Below are 18872 nucleotides of genomic sequence, written 5' to 3' on the forward strand. Positions count from 1 at the left end.
TAGGAGCTGACGAGTGCAACGAGGCTGCGATCTTTTGATCTTCAAATGCAAAGTCAAAAGATCGCAGCCTCGTTGCACTCGTCAGCTCCTACAAGGGGATCGGTTACCAGCCAAAGACTTCGCAGCAGTTGGCGGTGCTGGCGTTGGCGAGTTGTTCAGGCGTGATATTCATCAGCTCGGCCAACGCGGCACAGATTGCCGGCAAATGCGCCGGGCTGTTGCGCTGGCCGGGGAACATGGCGGGGGCCATGTCCGGTGAGTCGGTTTCCAGCACCACCGAGTGCAGCGGCAGTTCCGGCAGGACCCGATGCATGCGCAACGCCTGCGGCCAGGTCGGTGCGCCGCCAAGACCCAGTTTGAAACCGAGCTTGATGTATTCCCGTGCTTCTTCGCGGCTGCCGGCGAAGGCGTGGATGATGCCGGCGCGTTTGAGCTTGAAGCGTTTGAGCGTGGCGATCACCGCCGCATGGCTGCGGCGTACGTGGATCAGCGCCGGCAGATCGAAATCCACCGCCAGTTGCAGTTGTGCTTCGAACAACGCTTGCTGGCGCTCGCGATCCAGGGTTTCGATGAAATAATCCAGACCGATCTCGCCCACCGCACACAACTGCCGATGCCCGCGCAGGCGCGTCAGCCAGTCACCCAGTGCGTGCAGATCCTCGGGGCGATGCTGATCGAGAAACACCGGATGCAATCCGAACGCCGCATACAGGTCGGCATCGCTCTGCACCAGATCCCAGACCCTTTGCCAGTTGCCCTGATGCACGCCCAGCACGACCATGCGCCGCACGCCGAGGGCGCGGCTTTCGGCCAGCAGCGCCGTGCGATCGGCATCGAAGTCGGGGAAGTCGAGGTGGGTGTGACTGTCGATCAGCTCCACGATTCAGTCCCGATGAATACGCTGCTTGAAGGTCCGCGCAATGGCTTGCACGCCCGGCTGGTAATCGTCCTGCTCGACGGCGGCCAGGGCCAGTTCCAGGGCCTTGTCGGCGATCAACTGGTGTTGCTGGGACATGGCGTTGACCGGCAGCGGCAGGAAATCCAGCAACTGCGTGTCGCCGAAGGTGCCAAGGCGCAGCGGCCGCGATTTCAGCGGGAAATCATGCAGCGCATCGAACACGCCCTGCAGCAGCACGTAGGACGTGGTCACCAGCGCATCAGGCAAATGCCCCAGCCGCTGCAGGAGTTCTTCCATCAATTGCTTGCCGCACTCGCGGCTGAACGACTCGGCGTGCTCGACCAGCACCTCGCCCTGGAAATCTTTGAGCGCTTCGCGGAAACCGGCAGCACGTTCCTGGCTGATGCTCAATTCCGGGCGGGCGCCGAGCAGCACGATCTGTTTCGGCTGCGGATCGAGCAGGCTCTGGGTCAGGTGCAGGCTGGCCTCGCGGTCATCGCTGATCACCGAGCAGAAATGCTCCGGCTCCATGACCCGGTCGATGGCGATGATCGGCAGACCCTTGGCCTGCAACTGGCGGTAGCTGTCATCGCCGGCCGGCAGGCAACTGGCAACGATCAGCGCATCACAGCGACGGGCGCGGAACAGTTGCAGGAGCTGGCGCTCGCTGTCCGGCGCATCGTCGGAACTGGCGATCAGCAATTGATAACCGCGCGCCCGGGCGCCTTGTTCGAGCAACTTGGCGATCCGCGCGTAACTGGGGTTTTCCAGATCCGGCAGGATAAAGCCCAGGGTGCGCGTGTGCCGACTGCGCAGGCCGGCCGCTTGCGGATTGGGCGTAAAGCCATGCAGATCGACCACCGCGCGCACGCGCTCGACGGTCGCGTTGCTGATGCGTTGCTGTTCGGCCTTGCCGTTGATGACGTAGCTGGCGGTGGTGACGGAGACGCCGGCCAACCGCGCGATATCACTGAGTTTCAACCCGGTATTTCCTTGTTTTTTCGAGCATGCCGCGACATTTTCGCCAATCCTACCCGATAAGGGCAGCCGACTTATTGCCTGGGCAGATCCGACCAGTTGGACTTCAAGGATGAGACATTATCGAGTAACGTGCCGATCAATCTAGATTAAACGTTTCAGCAAGCGTATTTTCTACGTTTTGGACGCCTTTGGCCGGTCCTGCCGTGAAACCGCCAAAACTGCCGCTGAAAAGCGCGGCAGAGCGCCTAAGCTGTGAACCATTCAAAACAATACCTGGCGTTGAACTGCGCCAAAAAGGAGATCGCATGCTCGAGCTCACTATAGAGCAGATATCCATGGGCCAGTCGGCCGTGGATAAACCCGCCGCCCTGCAATTGCTCGCCAGTCATCTGGTCGCCGACGGTCTGGTGGCCGACGGTTACCTCGCTGGCCTGCAGGCCCGGGAAGCCCAGGGCTCGACCTTTCTCGGTCAAGGCATCGCCATTCCCCACGGCACCCCGGAAACCCGCGATCAGGTATTCGCCACCGGCGTGCGCCTGATGCAGTTTCCTGATGGCGTCGATTGGGGCGATGGCCAGATCGTCTATCTGGCGATCGGCATCGCGGCGAAATCCGACGAACACCTGCGCCTGCTGCAACTGCTGACCCGCGCCCTCGGCGAGACCGATCTGGGCCAGGCGTTGCGTCGTGCCAGCTCGCCCGAAGCGTTGCTGAAGTTGCTGCAAGGCGCGCCGCAGGAACTGGCGCTGGACGCGCAGATGATCGGCCTCGGTGTGTCGGCCGACGATTTCGAAGAGCTGGTCTGGCGCGGCGCGCGTCTGCTGCGTCAGGCCGACTGCGTGAGCAACGGCTTTGCCGGCGTGTTGCAGCAAGTCGAAGCGCTGCCATTGGGCGATGGCCTGTGGTGGCTGCACAGCGAGCAGACCGTGAAGCGTCCGGGACTGGCGTTCGTTACCCCGGATAAACCGATGCGCTACCTTGGCCAGCCGCTCAGCGGTTTGTTCTGCCTGGCGAGCCTGGGCGAAGCGCATCAGGCCCTGCTTGAGCGTCTGTGCGCGTTGCTGATCGAAGGTCGCGGCCACGAACTGGGCCGCGCCACCAGCAGCCGCAAAGTCCTCGAAGTGCTCGGCGGTGAACTGCCGGCTGACTGGCCGAGCGCGCGCATTGCCCTGGCCAACGCCCATGGCTTGCACGCGCGCCCGGCGAAAATTCTTGCGCAACTGGCGAAAAGCTTTGATGGCGAAATTCGCGTGCGCATCGTCGACAGTCAGGACAGTGCCGTGTCGGTGAAGAGCCTGAGCAAACTGCTCAGCCTCGGCGCCCGGCGCGGTCAGGTATTGGAGCTGATCGCCGAACCAAGCATCGCCGCCGATGCCTTGCCGGCCCTGCTCGCGGCGATTGAAGAAGGCCTCGGTGAAGAGGTCGAGCCGCTGCCGGCCGTGAGTCAGCAGCGCGAAGCGATCGCCGACATCGCCGAAGTGCTGGTCGCTCCGGCCTCCGGCAGCCTGTTGCAAGCGATCCCCGCCGCCCCGGGCATCGCCATCGGCCCGGCGCACATTCAGGTGCTGCAGGCCATCGATTACCCGTTGCGCGGCGAGTCGGCGGCGATCGAGCGCGAGCGCCTCAAGCAAGCGCTGAGCGACGTGCGCCGCGACATTCAGGGCTTGATCGAACGCAGCAAGGCCAAAGCGATTCGCGAGATTTTCATCACCCACCAGGAAATGCTCGACGACCCGGATCTGACTGACGAAGTCGACACCCGCCTCAAGCAAGGCGAAAGCGCTGAAGCGGCGTGGATGGCGGTGATCGAAGCAGCGGCGAAACAGCAGGAAGCGCTGCAGGACGCTTTGCTCGCCGAGCGAGCCGCGGATCTGCGTGACATCGGTCGCCGGGTGCTGGCGCAGTTGTGTGGCGTGCAGACCGCGAACGAGCCGGAGCAACCGTACATTCTGGTGATGGACGAAGTCGGCCCATCCGATGTCGCGCGGCTGGATCCTGCGCGAGTGGCGGGGATCCTCACCGCGCGCGGTGGCGCTACCGCGCACAGCGCCATCGTCGCCCGTGCCCTCGGAATTCCGGCATTGGTCGGTGCGGGAGCGGCGGTGTTGCTGCTCGAACCGGGCACGCCGCTGTTGCTCGATGGTCAGCGTGGCCGTCTGCATGTCGACGCCGATGCCGCGACGCTGCAACGCGCCGCTGAAGAACGCGACAGCCGCGAGCAACGCCTGAAGATCGCCGCCGAACAACGTCATCAACCGGCGCACACCACCGATGGTCATGCGGTCGAAGTATTCGCCAACATCGGCGAAAGCGCCGGTGTCACCAGTGCGGTGGAGCAGGGCGCCGAAGGTATCGGCCTGCTGCGCACCGAACTTATTTTCATGGCCCACCCGCAGGCGCCGGACGAGGCGACGCAAGAGGCCGAGTACCGTCGCGTCCTCGACGGTCTCGCCGGGCGGCCGCTGGTGGTGCGTACGCTCGATGTCGGCGGCGACAAACCGCTGCCGTATTGGCCGATTGCCAAGGAAGAAAACCCGTTCCTCGGTGTACGCGGCATTCGCCTGACCTTGCAGCGTCCGCAGATCATGGAAGCGCAACTGCGTGCCTTGCTGCGCTCGGCCGACAATCGCCCGCTGCGGATCATGTTCCCGATGGTTGGCAGCGTCGAAGAGTGGCGCCAGGCCCGCGACATGACCGAGCGTCTGCGCAAGGAAATTCCGGTCGCTGATCTGCAACTGGGGATCATGATCGAAGTGCCGTCGGCCGCACTGCTCGCGCCGGTGCTGGCCAAGGAAGTCGACTTCTTCAGCGTCGGCACCAACGACCTCACGCAATACACCCTGGCCATCGACCGTGGTCATCCGACCCTGTCGGCGCAGGCGGATGGCTTGCACCCGGCAGTGCTGCAACTGATCGACATCACCGTGCGCGCCGCCCATGCCCATGGCAAATGGGTCGGTGTCTGCGGCGAGCTGGCGGCCGATCCGCTGGCGGTGCCGGTGCTGGTCGGCCTCGGCGTCGATGAGCTCAGTGTGTCCGGTCGCAGCATTGCCGAAGTCAAGGCGCGCATCCGTGAACTCAGCCTGACCCAGGCGCAAACCCTCGCTCAACAGGCCCTGGCCGTGGGCAGCGCGAATGAAGTGCGCGCATTAGTGGAGGCCCTGTAATGGCCAAGATTCTCACCCTGACCCTCAACCCGGCACTCGACCTCACCGTTGAGCTGTCGCGGCTGGATGCCGGTCAGGTCAATCGCAGCGACGAGATGCACACCCACGCTGCGGGCAAGGGCGTCAACGTCGCCCAGGTGCTGGCGGACCTCGGCCATCAGGTCACCGTCAGCGGCTTTCTCGGCGAAGACAATCTGCAAGCATTCGAAACCCTGTTCGCCAAGCGCGGTTTCGTCGACGCGTTCATCCGCGTGCCGGGCGAGACGCGCAGCAACATCAAAGTCGCCGAACAGGACGGGCGCATCACCGACATCAACGGCCCGGGGCCAGTGGTCGATGCAACAGCGCAGCAAGCTCTGCTTGATCGACTGTTGCAGATCGCACCGGGGCACGATGCGGTGGTGGTCGCCGGCAGCTTGCCGCGCGGCGTCACTGCGCAGTGGTTGCGTGAGCTGATCGAGAAGCTCAATGCCCTCGGCTTGAAAGTCGCCCTCGATTCCAGCGGAGAAGCCTTGCGCGCCGCGTTGCACGCCAGCCCCTGGCTGATCAAACCGAACACCGAAGAACTGGCCCATGCACTGGGCTGCGAAGTGGTTTCGCCGATTGCCGAAGCACAAGCCGCCGCACGTTTGCACGGGCAAGGCATCGAGCACGTGGTGATCTCCCACGGCGCCGACGGGGTCAACTGGTTCAGTGTCGGCTCGGCCCTGCATGCCTCGCCGCCGAAGGTCAGCGTCGCCAGCACCGTGGGTGCAGGCGATTCATTGCTCGCCGGCATGCTCCACGGTCTGCTCAGCGCCGACACCCCCGAACAAACCCTGCGCACCGCCACCGCGATTGCGGCGATGGCGGTGACCCAGATCGGTTTTGGCATCAACGACCCTGCGCAACTGGCGCAGCTCGAACAGGGCGTGCGCGTGCGCCCCCTGACAGAACAATAAGAGGGTTTGTCATGAAGTTAGCCATTGTTACGGCTTGCCCGAACGGCATGGTCACCAGTGTGCTGTGCGCGCGTCTGCTCGATGCAGCGGCGCAGCGTCAGGGCTGGAGCACCAGCGTCGAAGTGGTCGATCCGGCGCACCCGGAACGCGAATTGTCGGCGGCGACAATCGAAGCCGCCGAGTGGGTGTTGCTGGTCACCACTGGCGCGGTGGACATGAGTCGCTTTGTCGGCAAGCGCGTGTTCCAGATCGCTCCGGCGCAGGCCTTGCAGGATGTCGAAGCGGTGCTGCGTCGCGGTGCTGAAGAGGCCGAAGTCTACGTGGCCAGCGAGGTCGAACCGGCGATCGATGCGCCACGTGCACCACGCATCGTCGCCATCACGGCCTGCCCGACCGGCGTCGCCCACACCTTCATGGCCGCCGAAGCGTTGCAGCAGACTGCCAAGCGTCTGGGCTATGAATTGCAGGTCGAAACTCAAGGTTCGGTGGGCGCGAAAACCCCGCTCAGCGCAACGGCCATCGCCGAGGCTGACGTGGTGCTGCTGGCGGCGGATATCGATGTTGCCACCGAGCGTTTCGCCGGCAAGAAAATCTATCGCTGCGGCACTGGCGTTGCGCTGAAGCAGTCCGAAGCAACGCTGAAAAAAGCCTTGGCCGAAGGTGCGGTAGAAAGTGCGGCAAGCGACGGCAAGGCCCCGGCCAAGTCCGAGAAAACCGGCGTCTACAAACACCTGTTGACCGGCGTCTCGTACATGCTGCCGATGGTGGTGGCGGGTGGTTTGCTGATTGCGTTGTCCTTCGTGTTCGGCATCACCGCGTACAAGGAAGAGGGCACGCTGGCAGCGGCGCTGATGCAGATCGGCGGCGAAACCGCGTTCAAGCTGATGGTGCCGCTGCTGGCCGGTTACATCGCCTACTCGATCGCCGATCGCCCGGGCCTTGCTCCGGGGATGATCGGCGGCTTGCTCGCAGGCACTCTGGGCGCCGGATTCATCGGCGGGATCATTGCCGGTTTCATCGCCGGTTACGCCGCCAAAGCCATCGCCCGCTATGTGAAATTGCCGCAGAGCCTGGAAGCGTTGAAGCCGATTCTGATCATCCCGTTGCTGGCCAGTCTGGTCACCGGCCTGGTGATGATTTACGTGGTCGGCAAACCGGTCGCCGGCATGCTCGCTGCGCTTACGCAGTTCCTCGACAGCATGGGCACCACCAACGCGATTCTGCTCGGCGTATTGCTCGGCGGCATGATGTGCGTCGACCTCGGCGGGCCGATCAACAAGGCTGCCTATGCGTTCTCGGTGGGGCTGCTGGCCTCGCAGAGTTACGCACCGATGGCCGCGACCATGGCCGCCGGCATGGTGCCGCCGATTGGCCTGGGCATCGCCACCTTCATTGCCCGGCGCAAGTTTGCCCAGACTGAACGCGAGGCCGGCAAAGCAGCCTTCGTGCTCGGCCTGTGCTTCATCTCCGAAGGGGCGATACCATTTGCCGCGAAAGACCCGCTGCGGGTGATTCCGGCGAGCATCGCCGGCGGCGCGCTGACCGGCGCCTTGTCGATGTATTTCGGCTGCAAACTCATGGCGCCGCACGGTGGCTTGTTCGTGCTGGCGATCCCCAATGCGATCAACCATGCGTTGCTGTATCTGCTGGCGATTGTTGCGGGGAGCCTGGTCACGGCGGTGGTGTATGCGCTGCTCAAGCGGCCTGAGGCTGTCGAGCTGGCAGTCGAACCCGTCAATGCCTGACACCCGCTAAACCCTGTGGGAGCGAGCCTGCTCGCGAAGGCGGTCTGCCAGCGACGTCCAGGTTGACTGACACATCGCTTTCGCGAGCAGGCTCGCTCCCACAGGAGTCTGCGTTGTCATAGCGGGTTCATACAGCCGTGCTTAAGTTTTCCCTTTTGCAGGGAGAACACCATGAGCGATTTCAATCTCGGCCGGCGTCGCGTCATGCAAGCGGTTGGTGCCGGGCTGTTGCTGCCGGGGTTGGCGCCGGCGGTGATTGCTTCGGTCAAGGATCGTCCGCAGCTCACTGACGGCGTGCAGTCCGGCGACCTGCTCGGCGACCGCGCGATGATCTGGAGCCGCAGTGATCGCCCGGCGCGCATGGTGGTCGAGTGGGACACCGGCAGCCTGTTCGGCAACCCGCGCAAATTCGTCTCGCCCCTTGCCGATGCACGCAGCGATTTCACCGCCCGCGTCGAACTCACCGGCCTGCCGGCCAACCAGGCAATTTTCTATCGCGTGCACTTCGAAGACGCCCAGAGCGGCGTTGCCAGCGAGCCGTGGTTCGGTCATCTGCGCAGCGTGCCGACGGCCAGGCGTGACCTCCGTTTTGTCTGGAGCGGCGACACCGTCGGCCAGGGCTTCGGCATCAACCCGGACATCGGCGGCATGCGCATCTACGAAGCCATGCGCCTGCGCCTGCCGGACTTCTTTATCCACAGCGGCGACACCATCTACGCCGACGGCCCGGTGCCCGCGCAACTGACCACCGAAAGTGGCCGCGTCTGGCGCAATATCACCACGCAAGCCAAGAGCAAGGTCGCGCAGACGCTCGACGACTATCGCGGCAACTATCGCTACAACCTGATGGATGAAAACATCCGCCGCTTCAACGCCGAAGTGCCGCAGATCTGGCAGTGGGACGATCACGAAGTGGTCAACAACTGGTCACCGGGCAAGCAACTGGATGAACGCTATCAGGAGAAAGATATCCACAAGCTGGTCGGCCGTGCCCGACAGGCATGGCTGGAATATGCGCCGATGCGTTTGCAGACGGCGGACGGTGGCGGGCGGATCTATCGCAAGCTCAATTACGGGCCGATGCTCGATGTCTTCGTGCTGGATATGCGCAGCTATCGCGAAGCCAATGATGACAACCTTGGCGCGGCAAAACCTTTTCTCGGGCGCGAGCAACTGGACTGGCTAAAGCGCGAATTAAAGGCATCGAAGGCGCAGTGGAAGGTGATTGCGGCGGACATGCCCATCGGCCTTGGCGTCCCGGACGGCGAGGTCAGCCCGGGCGTTGCGCGTTGGGAAGCGGTGGCCAACGGCGACCCTGGCGCGGCGCAGGGGCGTGAGCTGGAAGTCGCCGAGCTGCTCGGATTCCTGCGCGCGCAGCAGGTGCGTAATTTCGTGTTTCTGACGGCGGATGTGCACTACTGCGCTGCGCATCACTATCACCCGGATCGCGCCGCGTTTCAGGATTTCGAACCGTTCTGGGAATTCGTCGCCGGGCCGCTGAATGCCGGCAGTTTCGGGCCGAATCCACTGGACAAGACGTTTGGGCCGGAGGTGGTTTTCGAGAAGGCGCCGCCCGCACAGAACACCTCGCCGTTTGCCGGGTTTCAGTTTTTCGGTGAGGTGAATATCGAAGGGCAGAGTGGCGAGATGAGTGTGGTGTTGCGGGATCTGGATGGGGTGGCGGTGTTTGAGCAGAAGTTGCAGCCTGTTTAGTCACTCTGGATCAAAAGCCCCTCACCCCAGCCCTCTCCCAGAGGGAGAGGGAGCCGACCGAGGTGTCTTGTGTCATGCATCGACCTGGAAGACCTAGGTGATTATGGTTTTGGATTCAGTGAAGAACGCTCAGGTCGGCGTCGATCTCAAGCATCCCCCAATCAGTCCCCTCTCCCTCTGGGAGAGGGCTAGGGTGAGGGCATTCTCCTGTCCGCCGCAATACTGATGATCTGCTCCAACACATCATCCATCTGCTGAAGCACCTCAAGATTACTGAATCGCACGACTTGAATGCCTTGTTGATACAGGAAGTTCGACCGGCGCCGGTCATGAATCACTCCGGCCGTTTCAAAGTGCTGCCCACCATCCAGCTCAATCGCCAACTTCAAATCCACACAGTAGAAGTCCAGCACATACGGTGGACATGGAAACTGTCGACGAAACTTCAGGTTGGCGATCTGCCGGGAACGCAGACGCTGCCAAAGCAGGTGTTCGCAATCTGTCTGGTTGGTGCGTAACTGGCGGGCGAATTGGGCGAGGGTAGGGCGGCTTGGCATGGCTTCACGGTCCTTGTGAAGTTGACTGGAGATTTAACCGTAGCCCATTTCCCTCATCGGAACGCCGCCCGCCCAGCCCTCTCCCGGAGGGAGAGGGAGCTGACCGAGGTGTCTTGCGTCGTGCATCGACTTGGAAGACCGAGGCGATTATGGCTTTGGATTCAGTGAAGGACGTTCAGGTCGGCGTCGATCCCCAGCATCCCCCAATCAGTCCCCTCTCCCTCCGGGAGAGGGCTAGGGTGAGGGCTTCTCGCCGGCGTTAGTAAACATCCCGGCGATACCGTCCCAGCTCGATCAGCCGTTCAACTTCAGCAGCGCCGAGAACATCATTGAGCACCTGATCCACTCCCGAAGCCATCCCTTGAAGGCTGCCACAGACATAAATCACCGCCCCCTCCGCCAGCCACTTTTTCAGCTCATCAGCCGACTCACGCAAGCGATCCTGCACATAAATCTTCTCGACCTGGTCGCGGGAAAACGCCAGATCCAATCTCGCCAGATCACCATTGACCAGCCACTCTTCCAGCTCGGCGCGGCAGAGGAAGTCGTGCTCGCGGTTGCGCTCGCCGAACAGCAGCCACTGCCGTTGCTGGCCGTCGGCAATGCGTGCCTTGAGCAGGCTGCGCAGGCCAGCGAGGCCGGTGCCGTTGCCCAGGAGGATCATCGGCACCGGCTCGTTCGGCAGATGGAAACCACTATTGCGCCGCACCCGCAGGCTGATGCTGCCGCCAACCGGCGCATGCTCGGTGAGCCAGCCGGAGCCGATGCCGAGGCTGCCGTCGCTGTGCTGTTCCTGACGCACGATCAGCTCGAGCATGCCGTCGGCGGCGATCGAGGCGATGGAGTATTCGCGCATCGCCAGCGGCACCATTGCATCGACCAGCGATTGCGCATGCAGGCCGACCAGATGCGCGCGGTGTTCGGGCAGTTGGCGTGAGGCGAGCGCCACTTCCAGCGGCTCGTCGATGCCGTTGACCTTCACCGGGGTTTCGCCACGGATGCCGAGGCCGTCGAGGAAATGTTCGATGGCCCACGGGCAATTGCGTGGCAGCACTTCGACCAGGTCACCGGCCAGCCAGCTGCGCGTGTCCGGGGCTTTGAGGCCGAGCAGATAGACCGGCGCGCCGCTGCTGTCGGGGTTCATCAGTTCGCGGCGGACCAGCGTCCAGTTGTCGTAGCTTGGCGCTTGCCAGGTCTCCGTCGGCGCTTGCCCGGTCAGCTGGCCGAGTTGCGTTTGCCAGTGGCGCAGCGCGTAGGGATCGCCGCTGTCGACTTCCACTGGCGCGAACAAGGTCTTACCGCCGTGTTCGCCGAGCCATTGATGCAAGCGTTTGGCGAAGCCGCAGAAGTGCGCGTACTGCCGATCGCCGAGGCCGAGCACGGCGTAGTTGAGGCTGTCGAGTGTCGAGGCCTTGGCCAGCACTTTGCGTTCGAAACCACGGGCGCTGTCCGGCGCTTCGCCGTCGCCGAAGGTGCTGACCACGAACAAGGCGTTGTTGGAATTGCGCAGATCCTGTTCGCTGAGATTGGCCAGCGACTGCACGTTGACCGGTAGTCCGGCGGCCTGCAATTGCCCGGCGGTCTGCCACGCCAGTTGCTCGGCGAAACCGCTCTGGCTGGCGAAGCCGATCAGCCATGCCGAAGCATCGGCGGACGGTTGCGCCAGGCCTTGGCGGGCATCCTTGATCTGCTTTTTCTTGCGTCCACGATCCAGATACAGCAGCCAGCCGGTGATGAAAAACAGCGGCATGCACACCGCCGCAATCGTCACGATGATGCGCCCGACGAGGCCGAAATAGCTGCCGACGTGCAGTGCGTAAATGCTGGTCAGCAATTGTGCCTTGAAGCTTTTGTCGGCATAGCGGTCAACGCGTTTGACCACGCCGGTGGCCGGGTCGAGGGTGATCTGGTTCAGCGCACGATCATGAGGCGAGCTGTCGAGCAGGTAGAACACCGTCGCCGGCTGGCCGGCCACTGCTGGCATGCGGATGTTGTACGCGGCCAGGCCCGGGCCGGCGGCGCTGTAGATGCTGCTCCACATTGCCGCGTAGTCGGCTGTCGGCGCCGGACCTTCCGGCGCCGGGCCGCGACCACCGCGCACGCGCTCGTTTTGCGGCGCGTCGGAAAGCAGTCGGGTCAGGCCTTTGTTGTACCACTCGTACGACCAGGACAACCCGGTCAAGGCCAGCAGCAGATACACCAGCAAACACCAGGTGCCCGCCACCGAGTGCAGATCCCAATTGAACGCGCGCCCTTTCTTTTTCCAGTCCAGCGTCAGCCACACGCGCCAGCTGTTCCACTGACGCGGCCAGCGCAAATACAGACCAGAGAGACAGAAGAACAACAGCATCAAGGTGCAGGCGCCGGTGATGTTGCGCCCGGTGTCACCCATGGCGAGGAAGCGGTGCAGTTGCAGCATCAGGCCGAAGAAATCCTGGCCAGTGGCGTCGCCCTTGAATTCGGCGGTGTACGGATCGAAGTAGCGCATCTCGCCACGCCGTTCGCCCTTGGGCGGGGTGAAGAACACCCGTGCGGCGTGACCGCTGTCGGTCTCGACCCAGAGCATCGCGACTTTCTTGCCGGACGCGGCTTCGATGCGCTCCACCAATTCAACTGGCGGCAACACGCCGGCGACCTGCTTTTCCACCTGCAGAACGGACGGATTGAGCGCGCGCAGGATCTCGTCCTGAAACGAATAGGCCGCGCCGGTGATGCCCATCAGGGCCAGCACCAGCCCCGCGGTGATGCCAAAAAACCAGTGCAACTGGAACAGGGTTTTCTTCAACACGTCACTCGCCGTCCATTCGGAAATTGTCATCACGGCGGGCATTATGCCGTGGGTTATCAAGAAGCGTTTTGCGTAACACACAAAAGCCCCGTTCAACTGAATGAACGGGGCCGAGCCTCGCGGCACATTCTCTGTGGGAGCGAGCCTGCTCGCGAAAGCGGTGTGTCAGTCAGCATCGATGTTGCTGAAAGATTGCCTTCGCGAGCAGGCTCGCTCCCACAGGTTCCAAATCGTCAGAAGTGGAAGTTGGTACTCAACAGCGCCGTACGTCCCGCCGCCTGATTGGCGAAGTGAGTCGAGAAGGCTTTGTCGTAATAGGTTTCGTCGGTGAGGTTCTGCACGTTGAGTTGCAGGTCGACATTCTTGGTCAGCTTGTAGGCCGCCATCGCGTCGTAACGCACATAGGAATCGACCATTGTCGTGTTGGCCACACTGCCGTAGACGTCGTCGACGTAGAATGCGCCACCACCGATGGTCAGCTTCGGCGTGACTTGATACGTGGTCCACAGGCTGGCGCTGTTTTTCGGCGTGTTCGGCAGTTCGTTGCCGTCGTTGGCGCGACCCAGCGGGCCGCCGTCGACCTGTTCGCTGTCCATGAAGGCGTAACCAGCGAACACCTGCCATTTGTCGGTGATCCTGCCGCTGGCCGACAGTTCGAAACCTTGTACCCGGGTCTTGCCGGCGTTCTCGTAGGAACTGGTATCGACCTGCACACGAGCGTTTTCCTTCTCGGTGCGGAAGATGTCGGCGGTCAGCGACAGGCGATCATTGAGCAGATCCCACTTGGTGCCGATCTCGTAGTTCTTGGTGGTTTCCGGCTCCATGTCGCTGCTCAGCAGGTTGCCGCTGCGATCCGGCGTGCCGCCCAGCGGGTTACCTTCCTGACCTTCGCCCAAGGTGTTGCCCGGCGGTGTCGCCGAGGTCGCATAGGAGGCGTAGATGCTGCCGTTTTCCGCCGGTTTGTAGACCACGCCGAACTGGCCGGTGACGAACTCGCTGGTGTCATCGCCCTTGGAGGTGGTGGTGCCTGCGGCGTTGTAGGTTTTGTAGTCGGTGTCGAAGTGGTCGTAACGCAGGCCCATGTTCACCAGCCATTGCTCGGACAATTCCAGCGTGTCGAAAACGTACAGTGCGTAGGTGTCGGCCTGGGTGTCGGTGCCGGCGTAGTTGCGCGAGATCGCGCCGTTCCATGGATCGTTCGGGTTCGGGTTCGACAGCGAGGTGCAGTTGTAACCGCTGGCGGCGCCGATCAGGCCCGGGTTGCAGTTGGTGCTGGAGTTGCCGGGCGTGCGCGGCGTGGTGTCGGTGTTGACGTTGTACGAGGATTTCTCGCTCTGCTCGCGGGTGTATTCGACACCGGTGGAGAAGCTGTTCTTGAAGCCGGCCACGTAGAAGGTGCCGAACAGGTCGGTCTGGTTGGTGGTGGTTTCGGTGTTGCTCACCCGCGTGTTGGCCCGGCGCCAGACGCTGCCATTGTTGACGTTGCCCTTGCTGTCGTCCGGCTGGGTGAGGATGTAATCCTGCATGCTGGTGCCGTGGCGCAGGGTGTTCTTGATGGTCAGCGCATCATTCAGGTCGTGCTCGATGGCGAAGGTCGCGGTGTCGGTGCGGCCCTTGCGGAAGTCGCGATCCAGACCATAGAAATTGTCGTGATCGCCACCGGCGTACGGCTTGTCCGGATTGGACTTGGTGCGCGCGGCCGAACCGCCGGTTGGAATGGTGTACGGGATGCCCGAGTCCGGGGTGTCGTTGCTTTCCAGGTGGTAGTAGTCGAGGTTGACGCGGGTATCGGTGCCCAGGCCAAAGGCCAGGGACGGCGCGATGCCCCAACGGTCGTAATCGACCTTGTCGCGACCGGCGACGTTGCTCTCATGGCTCATCAGGTTGAGACGGCCGGCAGCGCTGTCGCTGAACTGGTAGTTGCCATCGAGGGTGTAGCGTTGGGTCTGGTCGGAGCCGTAGGTGAAGCCGCCGTCGAACGAGTTGCCCAGGTGCGCTTTCTTGCTCACCAGATTGATGCTGCCGCCGGCGGCGCCGCGGCCGCCAATCGCCGAGTTCGGGCCTTTGCTGACTTCGATGTTTTCCACGGCGAAGATCTCGCGGCTCTGCGAACCGGTGTCGCGCACGCCGTCCAGGTAAGTGTCGCCCTGGGCGTCGAAGCCGCGAATGAACGGACGGTCGCCCTGCGGGTTGCCGCCTTCACCGGCGCCGAAGGTGATGCCCGGCACTGTGCGCAGCGCGTCCTGCATGTTCAGCGCGCCGGTGTCCTTGAGCACTTGTTGCGGAATCACGGTGACCGAGCGCGGGGTGTCGACCAGCGGTGCGGTGTACTTGGGCGAGGAGGCTTTTTCGACCTGGTAGGAGGTCGCGTCCTGGGCTTCGCCGGTGATGGCGGTGGCGTCCAGGGCAATGGCATTGCCGGAAGCTTTGCTGTCGGTCTTTTCCGCTGCGAAGACCATTTGGCCTGCGGAGCCGGCGGTGATCGCGACACCGATTGCCGAGGCGAGCAGACGTGGTGAACTGACCGGTAATTGTGCGTGTTGACGTGCCATTTTTATTCCCCTCCCCAAGGATTTGAGGCGGCGGAATATAGGGTAAACAGGTATTCGTATCAATTGCGAAACATTGTTATTCGCATTGAATTTACATTCTTTACAATTTGCCCTTACGGTTTCTGTTCGTTCATTCGTCTTGCGGGTTTTACACGGTCAATAAGAATCAATACCATTGCCGCCTTCTTGCCATCAGGTGACATTGCCATGCTGCTGCACATTCCCGGGCTGTTCGCAAAAGACGAAGTGCAGCGCATTCGCCAGGCCCTGGAGCAGGCGGACTGGGCCGATGGCAAGGTCACCGCAGGCTTCCAGTCGGCCAAGGCCAAGCACAATCTGCAATTGCCCGAAGGCCACCCGCTGGCCAAGGAGATCGGCGCGGCGATGCTTGAGCGGCTGTGGAAAAATCCGCTGTTCATGTCCGCCGCATTGCCGCACAAAGTCTTCCCGCCGTTGGTGAACTGTTACACCGCCGGCGGCAGTTTCGATTTCCATATCGACAATGCCGTACGCCAGCCCAAGGGCAGCATCGAGCGGGTGCGTACCGATCTGTCGGCGACGCTGTTTTTCAGCGAGCCGGAAGATTACGACGGCGGCGAGCTGGAGATTCAGGACACCTATGGCACCCAGCAAGTGAAGCTGCCGGCCGGCGACATGGTGTTGTATCCGGGCACTAGTTTGCACAAGGTCAATGCGGTCACTCGCGGCGCGCGTTATGCGTCGTTCTTCTGGACGCAAAGTCTGGTGCGCGAAGACAGCCAGCGCGCGTTGCTGTTCGAAATGGACGGGGCGATTCAGCAGCTCACTCGTGACGTCCCCGATCACCCCTCGCTGATCCGCCTCACCGGCACTTATCACAACCTGCTGCGGCGTTGGGTCGAGGTATGAGTTTCCTGCTACGCCGCGAGGAAGTCCTCGACGCCGCCGGCTTGGCGGCGATGCTCGAAGAAAGCCCGGCTCGAGCGGCGCAGGCGATTTTACTGGCAGCGGGCGAGGGCGAGGTTGAAGCGCAGGCGCTGCTCGGGCAGATCCTGCTCGACGGCCAGGGCATCGCGCAGGATCAAGCGCTGGCGCTGCGCTGGTTCGCCATCGCCGCCGGTCGCGGGCACCTGATGGCGCGCAACATGCTCGGGCGTTGTCAGGAGCATGGTTGGGGTTGTGCTGCGAATCCGTCGATTGCGGCGCAGCATTATCGGATCGCCGCAGAAGCCGATCTGGATTGGGCGATGTACAACCTCGCCAATCTGCTGGCGACCGGGCGTGGTGTCGCGGTCGATCATCAGCAGGCCTTGGCGCTGTATCGGCGCGCGGCTGAGTTGGGCCATGCGAAATCGATGAATCTGCTTGGGCGGTATCTGGAGGAAGGGCAGGTGTGTTCGGCGGATCCGCTGGCGGCGCGCGAGTGGTATCGGCGCTCGGCTGAGGGTGGGGATTTTCGTGGGCAATTCAGTTATGCGGCGGTGCTGGCGGGTGAAGGACGGATTGATGAGGCGGTCGACTGGCTTGAGAAAGCCTTGGCCGGCGGTAATCTGAATTTCTTGCGGGTGGCGAGTCAGACGCTGTCAGGTGCGACAGATCCCAGAATTCAGGGGATGGCTGCTCAGTTCGCACTTCGATACGCAGAGTTGCAGCGCGGCTGAAACCGCAAAGCCCTCACCCTAGCCCTCTCCCAGGGGGAGAGGGGACTGACCGCGTCGTTCCTGCGCTATACATCGACCTGAAATATCCAGTCGAACTCAATTTTGAAAAGCATGCACATCGGCTCCCTCTCCCTCGGGAGAGGGCTGGGGTGAGGGGCCTCGGTCTCAAGCTCGCAACAACTTCAAGCCGAACGCACAGACACAAAAAAGCCCATGACACGTCATGGGCTTTTCTCTTGCAGCTTGCAGCTCAAAACTCGCAGCTGCTCCTTACACGTAAAACGACTTCAACGGCGGAAACCCATTGAATTCAACCGCGCTATAGCTGGTGGTGTACGCGCCGGTCGACAACCAGTACAGACGATCACCAATTGCCAGGTTCAGCGGCAGACCGTACTTGTAGTTCTCGTACATGATGTCGGCGCTGTCGCAGGTCGGGCCGGCGATGACGACTTCTTCCATCTCGCCTTTCTTCTCGGTCCAGATCGGGAACTTGATTGCTTCGTCCATGGTTTCGATCAGGCCGGAGAACTTGCCCACATCGGTGTACACCCAGCGCTCGACAGCAGTGCGCGATTTGCGCGCAACCAGCACCACTTCGCTGACCAGGATGCCGGCGTTGGCGATCAGCGAACGTCCCGGCTCAAGGATGATTTCCGGCAGGTCATCACCGAAGTCTTCTTTCAGGAAACGGATGATTTCTTCGGCGTAGGTTTCCAGGCTGTTGGTGCGGGTGATGTAGTTGGCCGGGAAGCCGCCGCCCATATTGATCAGCTTGAGGTGGATGCCGTCTTCTTCTTTCAGACGCTCGAAGATCACTTTGACCTTGGCGATTGCTGCGTCCCAGACGCTGATGTCGCGCTGCTGCGAGCCGACGTGGAACGAGATGCCGTAAGGCACCAGGCCCAGATCGCGGGCGAGGATCAGCAGGTCCATGGCCATGTCGGTCTGGCAACCGAATTTGCGCGACAGCGGCCAGTCAGCGGTGGTCGAGCCTTCGGTCAGGATGCGCACATAGACTTTCGAACCCGGTGCAGCCTTGGCTATGTTGCGCAGGTCGGCTTCGGAGTCGGTGGAGAACAGGCGCACGCCCTTGTCGTAGAAGTAGCGGATGTCCTTGGATTTCTTGATGGTGTTGCCGTAGCTGATACGGTCCGGGCTGACGCCGCGATCCATCACTTTGTCCAGCTCGTAGATCGAGGCGATGTCGAAGCTCGAACCCTTGTCTTTGAGCAGGTCGATGATCTCGACGGCCGGGTTGGCCTTGACCGCGTAGTAGACCTTGGCGAATTCGAAACCGGCGCGCAGGTCATCGTAGGCCTGGGCGATCATCGCGGTGTCGATCACCACGAACGGGGTTTCCTGTTTGTCGGCGAACGCCTTCATTTTGTCGAATGTAGCGCGCGCGAAATAGTCTTCGACCTGGATCGACATGCTGGGAACTCCTGCTGGCAAACTAAGTTAATCAATGGGTGCATGAACGCCCTCCGTATCCCCACTTTGGTTCGCCTACTTCCCAAGGCATGTCGCCGAAAGCAAAAAGGCCCAGAGATGTGCCGCTATCCCTTGGCCTTGCTGTCTCGTCGTCAGTACTTGAGCCGGATGGATCGTTTCCAGCATGGACGTTCGGCGCGAACTTTAGGGCGTGAGGGGCGTGAGATCAACTAAAAATGTCGCGTTTTTGCACGCTTCTGACGTGCGACGCGTTCATCACTCCTTGTACCCGACCGAGATGACGGGGAGATGTTCCCGACGAATTTTCGAGTGTTAAACATATCTGCACGTTCGTGGCTTTTGTCAGCTAGATCGCAGATAAGTGTGATAGCAGCAACTTCGGCGACGTTGGCGGCGAGAGAGACTTTTGAAGGAGGATTTGGACCTCGAAGAAGC

General features: G+C 62.1%; 12 protein-coding genes. 6 read left to right on the forward strand and 6 right to left on the reverse strand.

Annotated features, from left to right (window positions below; genetic code table 11):
* Positions 1-103: 103 nt before the first annotated feature.
* Both GXB78_RS14020 and cra read right to left on the reverse strand, forming a co-directional pair.
* Positions 104-880 (reverse strand): TatD family hydrolase, encoded by a 777-nt coding sequence (locus GXB78_RS14020; protein WP_329515804.1) that lies wholly within the window; start codon positions 878-880, stop codon positions 104-106.
* Positions 881-883: 3 nt separating this feature from the next.
* Positions 884-1879, reverse strand: coding sequence for a catabolite repressor/activator (gene cra, locus GXB78_RS14025; RefSeq protein ID WP_227973672.1), 996 nt, complete (start codon positions 1877-1879; stop codon positions 884-886).
* A gap of 305 nt (positions 1880-2184) precedes the next feature.
* Between cra and ptsP the strand changes: the two genes are divergently transcribed.
* The 4 genes from ptsP (at position 2185) to GXB78_RS14045 (ending at position 9445) form a co-directional block, all read left to right on the forward strand.
* Positions 2185-5046, forward strand: coding sequence for a phosphoenolpyruvate--protein phosphotransferase (gene ptsP, locus GXB78_RS14030; protein WP_329515805.1), 2862 nt, complete (start codon positions 2185-2187; stop codon positions 5044-5046).
* Positions 5046-5987, forward strand: coding sequence for a 1-phosphofructokinase (gene pfkB / locus GXB78_RS14035; protein WP_329515806.1), 942 nt, complete (start codon positions 5046-5048; stop codon positions 5985-5987). Before ptsP ends, pfkB begins: the two co-directional genes overlap by 1 nt.
* 11 nt (positions 5988-5998) lie before the next feature.
* Positions 5999-7732 carry a PTS fructose-like transporter subunit IIB gene (locus GXB78_RS14040; protein ID WP_329515807.1) on the forward strand — a complete coding sequence of 578 codons (1734 nt, stop codon included), beginning with the start codon at positions 5999-6001 and terminating at the stop codon, positions 7730-7732.
* Between the two features lie 171 nt (positions 7733-7903).
* Complete coding sequence (locus tag GXB78_RS14045) at positions 7904-9445, forward strand: alkaline phosphatase D family protein (RefSeq protein WP_329515808.1); 1542 nt, start codon at positions 7904-7906, stop codon at positions 9443-9445.
* A gap of 188 nt (positions 9446-9633) precedes the next feature.
* On the opposite strand, the gene GXB78_RS14050 is transcribed toward GXB78_RS14045, so the two are convergent.
* The 3 genes from GXB78_RS14050 to GXB78_RS14060 all read right to left on the reverse strand — a co-directional run bounded on the left by GXB78_RS14050 (position 9634) and on the right by GXB78_RS14060 (position 15342).
* Positions 9634-10002 (reverse strand): endonuclease domain-containing protein, encoded by a 369-nt coding sequence (locus GXB78_RS14050; protein ID WP_329515809.1) that lies wholly within the window; start codon positions 10000-10002, stop codon positions 9634-9636.
* 259 nt (positions 10003-10261) lie between these two features.
* Entirely contained in the window at positions 10262-12790 is a 2529-nt protein-coding gene (locus GXB78_RS14055; protein WP_329515971.1) for a sulfite reductase flavoprotein subunit alpha, read from the reverse strand.
* Between the two features lie 233 nt (positions 12791-13023).
* Entirely contained in the window at positions 13024-15342 is a 2319-nt protein-coding gene (locus GXB78_RS14060; protein WP_329515810.1) for a TonB-dependent receptor, read from the reverse strand.
* A 207-nt stretch (positions 15343-15549) separates the two neighbouring features.
* Between GXB78_RS14060 and GXB78_RS14065 the strand changes: the two genes are divergently transcribed.
* Together GXB78_RS14065 and GXB78_RS14070 are read left to right on the forward strand one after the other, a co-directional pair.
* Positions 15550-16230: a Fe2+-dependent dioxygenase gene (locus GXB78_RS14065; RefSeq protein ID WP_329515811.1), complete on the forward strand. Its 681-nt coding sequence runs from the start codon at positions 15550-15552 to the stop codon at positions 16228-16230.
* The gene (locus GXB78_RS14070; RefSeq protein ID WP_329515812.1) at positions 16227-16982 is read left to right on the forward strand and encodes a tetratricopeptide repeat protein; all 756 of its coding nucleotides are present in this window, start codon (positions 16227-16229) and stop codon (positions 16980-16982) included. The genes GXB78_RS14065 and GXB78_RS14070 overlap by 4 nt, the downstream gene beginning before the upstream one ends.
* A 270-nt stretch (positions 16983-17252) precedes the next feature.
* Here the strand turns inward: GXB78_RS14070 and GXB78_RS14075 are convergent, their stop codons facing one another.
* Positions 17253-18416: a type III PLP-dependent enzyme gene (locus GXB78_RS14075; protein ID WP_073473833.1), complete on the reverse strand. Its 1164-nt coding sequence runs from the start codon at positions 18414-18416 to the stop codon at positions 17253-17255.
* Positions 18417-18872 lie beyond the last annotated feature (456 nt).

Origin of the sequence: Pseudomonas moraviensis subsp. stanleyae (assembly GCF_036283065.1) — a bacterium.
GTDB lineage: Bacteria > Pseudomonadota > Gammaproteobacteria > Pseudomonadales > Pseudomonadaceae > Aquipseudomonas > Aquipseudomonas stanleyae.